Annotated in this window: 9 protein-coding genes; 4 read left to right on the forward strand and 5 right to left on the reverse strand. The window is 69.2% G+C overall.

Features of this window, described 5'->3' with window-relative positions; translation table 11 throughout:
- Positions 1–8: 8 nt before the first annotated feature.
- The gene (locus DBV35_RS10965; protein WP_108660165.1) at positions 9–1,265 is read left to right on the forward strand and encodes a TRAP transporter large permease; all 1,257 of its coding nucleotides are present in this window, start codon (positions 9–11) and stop codon (positions 1,263–1,265) included.
- Between the two features lie 78 nt (positions 1,266–1,343).
- On the forward strand, positions 1,344–1,730 hold the full coding sequence (locus DBV35_RS10970; protein WP_108660166.1) for an ester cyclase: 387 nt from the start codon (positions 1,344–1,346) through the stop codon (positions 1,728–1,730).
- An 11-nt stretch (positions 1,731–1,741) separates the two neighbouring features.
- Here DBV35_RS10970 and DBV35_RS10975 read toward each other — a convergent pair whose 3' ends face one another.
- Positions 1,742–2,725: a LysR family transcriptional regulator gene (locus DBV35_RS10975; protein ID WP_108660167.1), complete on the reverse strand. Its 984-nt coding sequence runs from the start codon at positions 2,723–2,725 to the stop codon at positions 1,742–1,744.
- 128 nt (positions 2,726–2,853) lie between these two features.
- On the opposite strand from DBV35_RS10975, the gene DBV35_RS10980 reads away from it, so the two are divergent.
- Complete coding sequence (locus DBV35_RS10980; protein ID WP_108660168.1) at positions 2,854–3,744, forward strand: alpha/beta hydrolase; 891 nt, start codon at positions 2,854–2,856, stop codon at positions 3,742–3,744.
- On the opposite strand, the gene DBV35_RS10985 is transcribed toward DBV35_RS10980, so the two are convergent.
- Together DBV35_RS10985 and DBV35_RS10990 are read right to left on the reverse strand one after the other, a co-directional pair.
- Complete coding sequence (locus tag DBV35_RS10985) at positions 3,732–5,333, reverse strand: FAD-dependent monooxygenase (RefSeq protein ID WP_170134909.1); 1,602 nt, start codon at positions 5,331–5,333, stop codon at positions 3,732–3,734. The genes DBV35_RS10980 and DBV35_RS10985 overlap by 13 nt on opposite strands.
- Before the next feature lie 73 nt (positions 5,334–5,406).
- On the reverse strand, positions 5,407–8,259 hold the full coding sequence (locus DBV35_RS10990; protein ID WP_108660170.1) for an EAL domain-containing protein: 2,853 nt from the start codon (positions 8,257–8,259) through the stop codon (positions 5,407–5,409).
- A gap of 419 nt (positions 8,260–8,678) precedes the next feature.
- Here DBV35_RS10990 and DBV35_RS10995 point away from each other — a divergent pair, with 419 nt between their 5' ends.
- Positions 8,679–10,103, forward strand: coding sequence for an alkaline phosphatase D family protein (locus DBV35_RS10995; RefSeq protein WP_245943897.1), 1,425 nt, complete (start codon positions 8,679–8,681; stop codon positions 10,101–10,103).
- A 10-nt stretch (positions 10,104–10,113) separates the two neighbouring features.
- Here the strand turns inward: DBV35_RS10995 and DBV35_RS11000 are convergent, their stop codons facing one another.
- A complete protein-coding gene (locus DBV35_RS11000; RefSeq protein ID WP_108660682.1) occupies positions 10,114–11,253 on the reverse strand; it encodes a zinc-binding dehydrogenase in 1,140 nt (379 codons plus the stop codon).
- Between the two features lie 87 nt (positions 11,254–11,340).
- Positions 11,341–12,687, reverse strand: a complete 1,347-nt coding sequence (locus tag DBV35_RS11005) for an aspartate aminotransferase family protein (RefSeq protein ID WP_108660172.1) — start codon at positions 12,685–12,687, stop codon at positions 11,341–11,343.
- Between the last annotated feature and the right edge of the window lie 109 nt (positions 12,688–12,796).

Here is a 12,796-nt window from a genome sequence, read left to right on the forward strand (position 1 = left end):
ACGCCGCCATGGCTGCCGCGATGATCACCGTCTTCGTCCTCTGCCTCGCGATCGCGGTGCCGGTCGCCCATGCGATGCTCGGCGGGGTCGCCGCGGCGCTGTGGCTCGACGGCAAGCCGATGGCCGTCCTGATGCAGCGCCTCTACACCCCGACGCAGAGCTTCCCGATGCTCGCGATCCCCTTCTTCATCCTCGCCGGCAACCTCATGATGTCGGGCAAGTTTGGGGTCTATCTCGTCAACATCGCCCGCCTCCTCGTCGGCAACTTCAAGGGCGGGCTCGGCCAGGTCTCGATCCTCGGCTCGGTGATGTTCGGCGGTGTCTCGGGCTCGGCCGTCGCCGACGCCTCGGCGATCGGCAACGCGCTGATCCCGGTCCAGAAGGCGGAGGGCTATCCGGCGGGCTTCGCGGCCGCGATCAACTCGTCCTCCTCCACCGTCTCGGTGCTGATCCCGCCCTCGATCCCGCTGATCCTCTACGGGCTCGTCTCCAACGTCTCGATCGTCGATCTCTTCGTCGCGGGCATCCTGCCGGGGCTGATGCTTGGGGTGGGGCTCTTCGCGACGGTCGCCCTCGTCGCCCAGCGCCGCAACCTGCCGCGCTCGCCGCTCGCGGGCGGCTTCCGCGCCTTCCGCAACGAGATCTTCGCCGCGGTCCCGGCGCTCCTGATGCCGGTCTTCGTCATCGGCACGCTGCGCTTCGGCGTCGCGACGCCGACCGAGGTGAGCGTCATGGCCGTCGCCTACGCGCTCGTGGTGAGCGGCCTCATCTATCGTGACCTCACCTTCCGGGGGATGTGGCGCGCCGCGATCGAGACGGCGCTGATGACGGGCGCGGTGATGATCATCATCATGGCGTCCTCCACGGTGCAGTGGCTCCTCACCGCCGAGCGCGTGCCGCAGGATCTTGCCGTCTGGGTCGCGGCGACCTTCTCCGAGCCCTGGATGGTGATCCTCGCCCTCAACGTCGTGATGCTGATCGTCGGCGCCTTCCTCGACCTGCCGGCGGCCGTGCTCCTCCTCGGCCCGCTTTTCGTGACGATCGGCAAGGCGATCGGCCTCGACCCGGTGCAGCTCGGCCTCATGATGGTGGTGAACCTGTCGATCGGCCTCTACACCCCGCCGGTCGGCACGACGCTCTTCATCTCGGCCGCGATCGCGCGGGCCGGGATCGGCGAGACGGTGAAGGCGCTGATGCCCTTCTACCTCGTCGCGCTCCTGGTGCTCTTCCTGATCTCCTACATCCCGGCGCTCACCATCTACTAGAGAAGCGGCGGGCGCGTTGGACGCCCGCGTCCAGCGCCCTAGGCTTACCCGCACGGATCAGGAGATCGGAGCGGCCCCATGACCCCAGACGCGCTGCGCGAGGCCTATCGCCTCTACATCGACTGCCTGAACCGGCAGGACTGGGACAGTCTCGGCGACTTCGTGGACGATGCGGTCGAGTATAACGGGACGACCATCGGCCTCTCCGGCTACCGCGCGATGCTGGAGGGCGACTTCCGCGCCATCCCGGACCTCCGCTTCACCATCGAGCGCCTCAGCGCCGAGCCACCCCTGATCGCAAGCCGCCTCCAGTTCGACTGCACCCCGGTCGGGACGCTCTTCGCCCTTCCCGTGAACGGCCGGCGCGTCCGGTTCGCCGAGAACGTCTTCTACGAGTTCGCCGGGGGACGGGTGCGCAAAGTCTGGTCGATCATCGACAAGGCGGCGATCGCCGCGCAGCTCTGACCGGCGGCGCCTCAGCGCTCCGACGTCTTCACCTCGATGAGATCCGGCCCCTCCTCGGAGCGGAAGGTGCAGCCGCAGCCTTCGAGGAAGGCGCGTGCCTCGGCCTCGTGCGCCTGCGCGTGGCTGTGGATCCAGGCCGAGAAGCGGGCGACGATGCGCCGGTTGAAATGGCGCGGCGGGCAGACGAACCAATAGGCCGGGAAATCGACCACCGGGAATTCCGGCGCGAAGGGCACGAGCTCGCCGCGCTTCAATTCCGGCAGGCACAGCGTCACGCTGTCGAGGGCGACGCCGCCGCCTTGCTTCGCAAGCTCGATCGACATCGAGGAGCGGTCGAAGCGAAAAGGGCAGATCGGGTGGAAGTCGATCCGGTTGAGGGCGAGCCACACGTCCCAGCGGAAAAGCGCCTTCACGCTGTCGATGAGGCGCGCCGCGCCGAGCCGCGCGACCGGATCCTCCGTCTCCCGGCGCATCGCCTCCAGATAGTCGGGGCTGCACACCGGCAGGACGAGGTCGTTCATGATGCAGTTGACGGTGAGGCCGGCCCACCCGCCGAGCCCGTAGCGCACGTCGAGATCCACCACCTCGGTGTCGAAGGCGGAGAAGTCCGGCGTCGCGTCGATGCGCAAATTCCAGTCGGCATTCTGCTGGGCGAAGTCAGCGATGCGGGGGCCGAGCCAGCGCACCCCGAAGCTCGGCGAGACGCGGATCGTGAGGTTGCGGATGTTGCGCTGCCGGGCGATGGCGCTCCGCGCATTGCGGATCGCGATGAAGGCCTGCGTCGTCGTCTGAAACAGGCGGTCCCCGTCGAGGGTGAGGATGAGGCGGCGCTTCTCGCGGCGGAAGAGGCGCACGCCGAGCTGCGCCTCCAGCCCCTTCAGCTGCTGGCTGACGGCAGAGGGCGAGACGCCGAGCTCCTGCGCGGCTTTCGTGACCGTCCCGAGCCGTGCGACGGCCTCGAACGCCTCCGTCGCCTTGATGTTGATGTCGCGCATCGCCGCTCCTGCCCGCTCCCCCCGCGCCCGCCGATCGTACCTCTTCGCCGTTCTTGGCGGAGGGGACTTTGTCGTCGGGGCACCTCGGTTGATAATGCGGGGATTCGGGGCGGACGCGGGACGGGCGGATGAAACAGCTTCTGCAGCGATGGTTGGCGGTGGCGATCCTGTCGGTCGCCGCCCTCTCGCCCGCCGCAGCCCAGCGCCTCCCGCCCTTCAAGGACGGCTTCTTCTCCTACCCCCCGCTCGTCCTGTCGGAGTTCAATGGCGACTATCGCGTCTTCGCCTACGACCCGTTGCGCGATGCGGCGGGGCAGAACATGGCCTCCGGCACCCGCGTCACGCCGCAATCGGTCTCGCTCGCCGTGCGGCGCGACCAGCGCGACCTCATCACCAAGACGAGCGCCGGGCGGGTCGCCCACATCGCGGTCGGCGAGCGCAAGGGGGCGAGCCTCATCGTCGTCTACCTGCACGGGCAGGGCGCGAACCGCACCCACGGCGCGCACGACTTCCTCTCCGGCGGCAACTTCAACCGGATCAAGAATCTCGTGGTGCAGGCGGGCGGGCTGTACCTGTCGCCCGACTTCGCCGATTTCGAGGCGAAGGGCACGGGGCAGGTGGCCGCCCTCATCCAGCATTATGCCGTGGATTCGCCGGGCGCCCCGGTCTTCGTCGCGTGCGGCTCGGCGGGTGGGGCGATCTGCTACGGCCTTGCGGAAAACCCGGCGATCGTGCCGCTCCTCGGCGGCATCCTGATGCTCGGCTCCTTCCCCGACGAGCGCTTCCTCACGAGCGCCGGCTTCCGCCGCGGCGTCCCGATCCTGCTCGCCCATGGCGTCCTCGACAAGATCTTCGCGGTGGAGTGGGTGGAGGCCTTCTTCCAGATGATCCGCGACACCAAGCCCGGCTATCCGGTGAAGATGGTGAGCTTCGAGGAGGGCACGCACGGCGCGCCGCTCCGCCTCGTGGACTGGCGCGAGACGATCAACTGGATGCTGTCGCTCCGCTATCCGGGCTGACCCGTCCCGGCGCGGTACATGCGGCCGAGATGGGTGGCGAGCCGTTCGAGTTCGCCGGGCGCGCAGCAGAGGCTCACGAACCCGTCCGGCCGTATGACCACCAGCGTCGGCGCGTCCACCCCGAGCCGCTTGTGGAGGAGCCCTTCGCTGTCCTCGAGGGTGCCGGACGCGATGGCGGGCGCGCCGCGCGTCACGGTGAGGAACGCGATGTCGTCGAACCCGTCGAGCACCGGGGCGATCGCGGCCGCCATCTCGCGCACCGTCTCCGGCGCGGCGTCGGCGCCGAGGAGGAGGACGGTCGGCCCCGGATGGGCGAGGAGCTGGTGGAGGCTCGTCGCGCCCTCGGGGCCGAGGAGGCCGGCGGCGTCGCCGAGGCGTGCGCCCACCGCGGTCCCTTCGCTCATCCCCTCGCACACCATCGGGCTTTGCGGATAACAGAGGCCGATCTCGGTCTCCGCCATCGCGGCGACCGCCCGGCCCTCCGAGGTGGACAGGAAGGTGTAGAGCTCGGCGAGGCCTTCGCCGGTGGCGTCGGTGATCCAGGCGTAGGCCTCGTCGCCGGCATGGACGATCTCGCCGTCCACCGCGCGACGCTCCGCGTCATAGGAGGCGAGGAGCGCCTCGGTGCCGCGCCCGTTCACCACCGCGGCGAGCTTCCAGCCGAGATTGTGCGCGTCCTGGATGCCGGCATTCATGCCGTGCCCCTGGATCGGGTTCGAGGCGTGCGCGGCGTCGCCCGCGAGGAGCACGCGCCCGATCTGGAAGGTGCGGGCGAGCTTGGAGTGGGAGTGGAAATATTGCGGCGGCTGCGGGTCCGCGAGCCCGACATCCGGCTCCAGCGCGCGCAGCCGCGCCATCACTGGTTCCGGGACGCCCGGCTCGGCGACATCGGTGCGGAAATAGATGCGCCAGCGGTCCGCACCGAGCGGGAAGGGGAGCACCAGCGGCGTGTCGAGCTGGGCATGGACCGTGTCCCGCGCGCGGGGCCATTCGGTGAGCCGCGTGTCGAACACGCCCCACAATTCGGGATAGTTCCGGCCGTCAAAATCGTCGCCGATCGCCTCGCGCACGGCGCTGTGATAGCCGTCCGTCCCCACCACCCAGGCCGCCCGGCGCGTCGTGACGCCCTCGTCTGTGGAGCGGACTGTCACGTCCACCCCGTCCGCGTCCTGCGCGAGGCCGACGAACTCGGTCGCATACTCGACCCGGCCGCCAAGCTCGATGAAGCGCTCGGTGAGGAGGTGGATCGTGTCCGACTCGGAGATCGACAGCATGTTCTGGAAGGGCGAGTCGATGTTCTTGAACTCGTAGGCGGCGAGCTGGCGTCCCTCTGAGTGGAAGGTCACGCGGCGGACCCACTGGCCCTCAGCGATGAAGCGCTCGGCGAGGCCGAGGCTGGCGAGGATCTCGATCGTGCGCTGCTTGATGAAGATCGCCTGGCTCCACTCGACGGGTTTCGGCAGGCGGTCGATGAGGCGCACCGCCACCCCACGCCGCAACAACTCGATCGCGAGGAGGAGGCCGGTCGGCCCCGCGCCGACGACCATCACGGGGCTCTCGCCGGTCTGAAACGTGTCCTCGCCCGCCATCGCGGCCTCGTCTGGTGAGTGGGTCGTGGGGCGAGAGTTGCACCCGGCACGGGGGCCGTCCAGCGGCCTCGGCTCAGAGTCCGGTCGCGGCGAACCTCTGTCCGAGGAAGTTCTCGAAGGGCTCCGGCGCGCCGATGAAGAAGCCCTGCGCGCGGTCGATCCCGAGCGACTCCACGATGGCGAGCGTCTCGGCATTCTCGACCCATTCGGCGATGGTCGCGATGCCGAACGTGCGCCCGACCCCGACGATCGCCTGGACCACCTGCCGGTCCACCTCGCTCGTCGCGATGTTGCGCACGAAGCTGCCGTCGATCTTGATCTCGTTCGCGCGGAAATTGCGCAGATACGAGAAGGAGGAGAGGCCGACGCCGAAATCGTCGAGCGTGACGCGGCAGCCATATCTCTGCGCCGAGCGGCAGAAATCGACGGCGCTGCTCGTGTTGTTGACGATCGTCGTCTCGGTGATCTCGAAGCTGATGCGGCTCGGATCGATGTGCGAATGATCCATCCGCTCGCGCACGAACGACCACAGATAAGGGTCGTCGAGCGAGTTGGCCGAGATGTTGATCGCGACGTGCAGCCCGGTGTTGGCGTTGAGCTGGTAGGCGTAGTCGTTGAAGACGGTCATCAGCACCCAGCGGTCGATCTGGTGCATCAGCCCGTAGCGCTCGGCGGCGGGGATGAACTCGGACGGGGGGATCAGCTCCCCGTCGAGGTCGAGCATCCGCACGAGGATTTCGACGTGCTGGCCCTCGCCGGCGCCGCGCAGATCCCGGATCGGCTGGGCGAAGAGGGTGAAGCGGTTCGATTCCACCGCCGTGCGCAGCGTCGCCGCGATGTTGATCTGCCGGTGGAGCCGCTCCGCCGCGCTCCGGTCGCGCTGATAGACCGAGACCTTGCCGCGTCCCTCCGACTTCGCCGTGTAGCAGGCGACGTCCGCCTCCTTCATGACGGCGACGGCGTCGTGGTGCGTGCCGCTGATCTCGGCGACGCCGACGCTCGCGCCGATATCGTAGCGGCTCCCCTCCCAGGTGAAGGCATAGGAGATGATCGTCTCGACGATCCGCCGGCACAGGTCATAGCCGCCCTGGAGCGGGCATTGGGGGAGGAGGATCGCGAACTCGTCGCCGCCGATGCGGGCGAGCGTGTCGCCTTCGCGCAGGCACGAGCGCAGGAGCCGGCCGACCTCCACGAGGAGCGCGTCGCCGGCGGCGTGGCCGGCCGTGTCGTTCACGAGCTTGAAGCGGTCGAGATCGAGATAGCAGAGGCTGTGGCGGATCGCGCGACCCTGCACGTCGTCGCACAGGGCGGCGAGGGTGCGCTCGAAGGAGCGGCGGTTCGGCAGGCCCGTCAGGCTGTCATGGAGCGCGGCGTGGGCGAGTTCGCGCTGGAGCGCGTGCGCGCGCGTCACGTCCTGGAAGACGAGGACCGCGCCGATGATGTGGCCGGAGGCGGTGCGCACGGGCGCGGCCGAATCCTGGATGTTCAGCGTGCGCCCCTGCTTGGAGTGCAGCACCGCGCCCTCCTGGAGGTAGAAGGGCTCGAGCCGCGTGAGGCACTCCTCGATGGGGCTCTTGATCGGGAGCCCGGTCTCCCCGTCGAAGATGCGGAAGATCTCGGCGAGCGGCCGGCCTTCGGCGTCGATATAGGACCACTCGGTCAGCGCCTCGGCGATCGGGTTCATGAAGGTGATCTTCATGTCCGCGTCGGTGGTGATGACCGCGTCGCCGATGGAGTGGAGGGTGATGCGCAGCCGCTCCTTCTCCTCGAAGAGCTGGTCGCTGAGGAGCTTGTGGTCGGTGATGTCCCACAGCGTGCCGACGAGCTTGGTCGGCTGGCCCGCATCGTCGAAGACGGCCTGGGCGATGGAGCGCACGTGCCGCACGGCTCCGTCGCCCCGCACGATGCGCAGGTCCGTCCGCGTGCGCTTCCCGCTGCGTATGGCGTCCGGAAAGATGAACGCGCTGCGGTCGGCATCGTCGGGGTGGACGAAGGTGCGCCAGCTCTGCCGCGTGCCGTCGAAGCTGCCGGGCGCGATGCCGTAGAGTTCGTACATGCGCCGGTCCCACCGCGCCCGCTCGGTCGCAAGGTCGAACTCCCAGATGCCGACCTTGCCCGCCTCGACGGCAAGCTCGACGCGCTCGTTCGCCGTGCGCAGCTCCTCCTCGCGCATCTTGCGTTCGGAGATGTCGGTGTGGGTGCCGATCATGCGCACCGGCGTCCCGTCCGGCGCGCGCTCCATCACGCGACCGAAATTCGAGATCCAGATCCAGTGCCCGTCCTTGTGGCGCAGGCGAATCTCGCTGCGCGTGTCGTCCGTGCTGCCGGCGAAGGCGGCGCGGTCCGCCGCCTCCACGATGTGCCAGTCGTCGGGGTGGACGAGCTGGACCCAGGCCTCGCCCTCGTCGGAAAGTTCACCCGGCGCGTAGCCGATCATCGTGTACCAGGCGGTGGAGCGGAAGCTCGCCCCCGTCGCGAAATTGCGGTCCCACACGCCCTGGCCGGAGCTTTCGAGCGCGAAATTCAGCCGCGTCTCGCTCTCGGCGAGCGCGATCTCGGCGAGCTTGCGGCTGTGGATGCTCTCGATCTGCGAGATGAAGAAGCGGGGCGCGTTCGCCTCGTCGCGCACGAGGCTGACGACGAGGAGCGCCCACAGCACCCGCCCGTCCTTGTGGAGATAGCGCTTTTCAAGGCGGTAATTGCTGATCTCGCCGGCGAGCGTCGCGGCGAGGAGGTCGAGGTCGGCGTCGAGATCGTCGGGGTGGGTGATATCCTGGAAGGTGAGCTTCATCAGCTCGTCCGGCTCGTAGCCGAGAATTTTGCACAGCGCGTCGTTGACGCGCAGCCAGCCGCCGTCGAGCCCGACCAGCGCCATGCCGATCGCGGAATCCGCCATGGCGCGCGCGAAGAGGGCCTCTTCGTTCAATGCGCCCTCGCCAGCGGTCGGACCGTGCAACGCACCCGATAACCCTCTCGATTGTTTAAATGATTGTCCTCTAAGGACCCCTCGCAGGCAACCCGCGGGACGGCCCTCTCGCCAACTTGTGTTAATCCAATCTCGAACGCTTTGGTCCGCATGCCACCGCCGTGCCAGTTGCACCGGGAACCAACACAATTCCTGGTTTCGGGCAGGCCGACAGGCGCGCGCAGACGCACCGATTGCAATTCTGCGCTGCCTCTATGTCAAATTGATGGAATGCGTGCGCGCGCAACCGTTGCGACGCCGCGCACTGAGTGTTTCCGTCACGCCCCCCGCATGAGGCGTCGAAACGCGCGCGCTTCCACCCTACCTCCGCTGCGTTGTCTCGAACAATTTTATCAAGCGGAGCCATGGTCTCGGAGAATTTGGAACTCGCCGCCGGGGTGTCGGTCGGCCCGGTGCTGTTTCTGCGCGCCCACGAGGGAGAGGCCGTCCGCCTGGCGCTGATCGTCTCGGGGGAGGAGGGCTTCGCGGCGGGTCCGCTGACGACGGCGCTCGGCAGCTGGGAGGCGGAGCCGCTGGCGCGTCGTCTCGGGCTCGATGTCGTGCGTTACACCTTCGCCGTTCCGGCAGAGGCGTCCGCCTGGTACGAGTTCGGCGGCACGCGCTATGCGGTCAACGCCGACTTCACGGGGGATTGCCGCGTCGCCTTCGTCTCGTGCAACGGGCAGGAGCATGGCGATGAGGGGCGCGAGGAGGACGAGCGCAACCTGATGTGGCGCCGCCTCGCCGACCGGCATCGGGCCGCGCCCTTCAACCTCATGCTCCACGGCGGCGACCAGATCTATGCCGACGAGGTGACGCACGTTCACTCCGCCTCCAAGGACTGGCCGGACGAGGTCTCCGAGATCGACGAGGACGAGCGCCACTCGCTCGCCGAGGCGCTCCGCGACGGCTTCTTCCGCCGCTACGCCGCGCAGTTCGCGCACGCCGACTTCGCGTGGGCGGCGGCGCGCATTCCCTCCCTCGCGATGTGGGACGACCACGACATCTGCGACGGGTGGGGCTCGCTGCGGTCCGAGAAGCTCGACTCGGCTGTCGGCGTCACCCTCTTCGAGGTGGCGCGCGAGATGGCACTGCTCTTCCAGTTCGGCGCGCGGGCCGACGAGGTGCCGACGATCTGCCCGGACCGCTCCGGCGAGAGTCTCGGCTGGCGCGTCGCGTTGCCGGGCCTCACGGTCGTCGCGCCGGACCTGCGCTCCGAGCGCCGGCGCGACCGGGTGATGGGCCGCGCCGGCTGGGCGGGCTTCCGCGCGAGCATGGCGGATGCCGAGGGGAAGGTGATCGTCGTCTCCAGCGTCCCCGCGCTCGGGCCGCGCCTGTCGCTCGTGGAGCGGATGATGCGCCTCACGCCCTGGATGGAGCAGTATGAGGACGATCTGCGCGACCAGTGGCAGAGCTACCGCCACCGCGAGGAGTGGGCGGATTTTCTTGCCACGATGATGGACGCGCACGAGCGGGAGGGGACGAGCGTGACCGTCGTCTCCGGCGAGATCCACCTCGCGACCCGCGCGACGATGGCGACGGATGCCGGCGATCTCCACCAGCTCGTCGCCTCCGGCATCTCTCATCCCGCGCCGCCGACCGCCTATGCGACGGTGCTCGGGATGCTCGCGACCCTCGGCGAGGCGCCGTTGCCCGGCCATCCGATCCGGATCGTGCCGCTCCCCGGCCACAAGGCCCGCTACAAGGCCGAGCGCAACTTCCTCGTCCTGGAGCGGGCCGGCGGGGCGTGGAGCGCGGTCTGGGACCTCGAGGAATCCGGTCCGACAGAACCCCTGCCGATCTGAGCGGGGTGCATCAGACCGCGCGGGAGGGGTCGATCAGATATTTCTCCCCGGTCGCGCGGCGCGCATAGGCGCGCAGCGTGTCGAGGTCGAGCGCCTCGCGCAGCGAGATCTCGGCGGTGTAGTCGCTCGCGAAGGTGGTCTTCAGCCGGCCGGCGATCTCGCGGCGCATCGCGGCCGTGGTCTCCGCCCCGAAAGCGGCGAGGCGGGTCGGCATCAGCCATCCGCCGACCGACCAGGCGAAGCCCTGCGTGCGCCCGATGATCGTCGGGCCGGGGTCGAGAACGCCGTAGATGTAGGCCTGCTTCAGGGTCGTGGTGCCGTAGCGGTTGAACTGCGTCGCGCCGCGCGAGAGGGCACGCTCCATCGCCTCCAGGATCTGCCCGGCGAGGGGCCCGCCGCCGATCGCATCGAAGGCGAGCGTCGCGCCCGTTTCGGCGATCGCGTCGACGAGGGCGGCGGTGAAGTCGGGCCGGGTGCTGTTCAGCACCTGGGTCGCGCCGAGATCGCGCAGGATCGTCTCCTGCGCCTCGCTGCGCACGATGTTCACGAGCGGGACGTCCCGTTCGAGGCACAGCTTCGTCAGCATCTGGCCGAGATTGGAGGCGGCGGCGGTGTGGACGATCGCGCTGTGGTTCTCGCGCGTCATCGTCTCCAGCATGGCGAGCACGGTCAGCGGGTTGATGAAGGCGGACGCGCCCTCGCGCACGCTGACATCGTCGGGCAGTTCGATCACGTCGGCGCCCTTCAATACGCGATATTGCGCGTACATCCCGCCGCCGAAGGCGGTGACGCGGCGGCCGAGGAGGCGGCTCCCATTCGAGCCCGCGGCGACCACCGTGCCGGCCCCTTCGTTTCCGACCGGCATCGCCTTGTCGAGCCGGGCCGCGAGGACCGGCAGCGCCGTCTCCGGGACCGTGCCGGCGATGATCGGCGCGCCGGCCTTCCCCGCCGCCGTCAGCTTCAGGGGATCGGCGGGACCGAGGAGGAGGCCGAGATCGGACGGGTTGATCGGGCTCGCCTCGACGCGCACGACGATCTCGTCGGGGCCGGGGGCGGGGATCTCGACCGGGTCGAGGGCGAGGCGCAGCGTGCCGTCGCCTCCGATGCGGCTCGTCAGGTGCAGGCCGGTCGCCGGAACGTTCGGGCTCATGGTCACTCCCATCGCGTCTTCGCCGTGCTTGGCGATGCTCCCGGCATTTAGTTGCGGTGGCACATATTTAAAGCCACCCCGCGCAAATCACCCCGCGGCCGTCTTCGCGGCCTTGATGGCGTCCTCGATCCCCGCCGCCATCCGGGCGACGATCGTCGCGACGTCGTCCTCGGTCGCGATGTAGGGCGGGGCGAGGAGGACGTGGTCGCCCATGCGCCCGTCCACCGTGCCCGCGCTCGGATAGCAGGCGAGGCCGTGCAGATAGGCGTGGTGCTTCACGCGGTCGGCGAGCTTCAGGCCGGGCGCGAAGGGCGTCTTCGTCTCGCGGTCGGCGACGAGTTCGACCGCCTGGAAGAAGCCGCGCCCGCGAATGTCGCCGACATGGGGATGGTCGCCGAACGTCTCGTGAAGGCGCGCGGTCAGGATTTTGCCGACGGTGCGCACATTCTCGATGAGGTTCTCCTCCTCCACCACCTGCTGCACGGCGAGCGCGGCGGCGCAGGCGATCGGGTGCGCCGAATAGGTGTGGCCGTGGGCGTGGACGCCGCTTCCCCCGCGCAGCGCCGCCACGATCCGCTCGTGGATGAGGAGCCCGCCGATCGGCTGGTAGCCACCCCCGAGCCCCTTCGCGATCACCGAGATGTCGGGCACGACATGGTCCGCCTCGAAGGCGTGGCGCTCGCCCATCCGGCCGAGACCGCACATCACCTCGTCGAGGATGAGGAGCGCGCCGTGGCGGCGGCAGATCTCGGCGACGCCCTCGAAATAATGGGGCATCGCGCCGACCGCGCCGAGCGTCGCGCCGACCACCGGCTCGGCGATGAAGGCGATCACGCGATCGGGGCCGACCTCCTGGAAGGTCGCCTCGATCTCGTCGAGGAGGCGGGTGCGGTAGGCCTCGACCGTCTCGCCCGCGCGCTGGCCGCGATAGGCGTAGCAAGGGGAGACGAGGCGCACCTTCTGGTTCAGGATCGGCTCATAGGGCGCGCGCCGGCCGACATGGCCGCCGACCGCGAGGGCGCCCAGCGTGTTGCCGTGATAGCTCTGCCGGCGCGCGATGAAGTGGTCGCGCTGCCCCTCGCCGGTCTCCACCATGAACTGGCGCGCGAGCTTCAGCGCCGCTTCCGTCGCCTCCGACCCGCTCGACACGAAATAGGCGGCCGTGAGGGCTTCGGGGGCGCGCGCCACGAGATGGGCGGCCAGCGCCTCGGCCGGGGCGTTCGAGTAGATGCCGGTGTGGGCGTAGGCGATGTCGCCGAGCGCCTCGGTGATCGCGGCGATCACCTTCGGATGGCCGTGCCCGACACAGGCGACGGCGGCGCCGCCCGATCCGTCGATCACCTCGCGCCCGTCCGCGCCCTTGATGACGAGGCGGGCGCCCTTGCGGGCGATCGGCGGTTGTTCGGCCACGACGCGGTGGAGGAGGGATGACATGGGAGCTCCCCGTTTCATCGCCACGACATGCGATTTTGCGGCGGGTTCATAGACGATCGGCGAGGGCGCTGTACACTGTCCGTGATGGCCCGTTCGCGACGCCGTGATG

This window comes from Acuticoccus kandeliae, from assembly GCF_003073115.1.

Coding starts and splice junctions, on each gene's coding strand:
- DBV35_RS10985 (WP_170134909.1), bottom strand. CDS start 5,333: ATGGCGGGCGAGGACACGTTTCAGACCGGCGAGAGCCCCGTGATGGTC.
- DBV35_RS11000 (WP_108660682.1), bottom strand. CDS start 11,253: ATGAGCCCGAACGTTCCGGCGACCGGCCTGCACCTGACGAGCCGCATC.
- DBV35_RS11005 (WP_108660172.1), bottom strand. CDS start 12,687: ATGTCATCCCTCCTCCACCGCGTCGTGGCCGAACAACCGCCGATCGCC.
- DBV35_RS10980 (WP_108660168.1), top strand. CDS start 2,854: ATGAAACAGCTTCTGCAGCGATGGTTGGCGGTGGCGATCCTGTCGGTC.
- DBV35_RS10975 (WP_108660167.1), bottom strand. CDS start 2,725: ATGCGCGACATCAACATCAAGGCGACGGAGGCGTTCGAGGCCGTCGCA.
- DBV35_RS10965 (WP_108660165.1), top strand. CDS start 9: ATGGCTGCCGCGATGATCACCGTCTTCGTCCTCTGCCTCGCGATCGCG.
- DBV35_RS10970 (WP_108660166.1), top strand. CDS start 1,344: ATGACCCCAGACGCGCTGCGCGAGGCCTATCGCCTCTACATCGACTGC.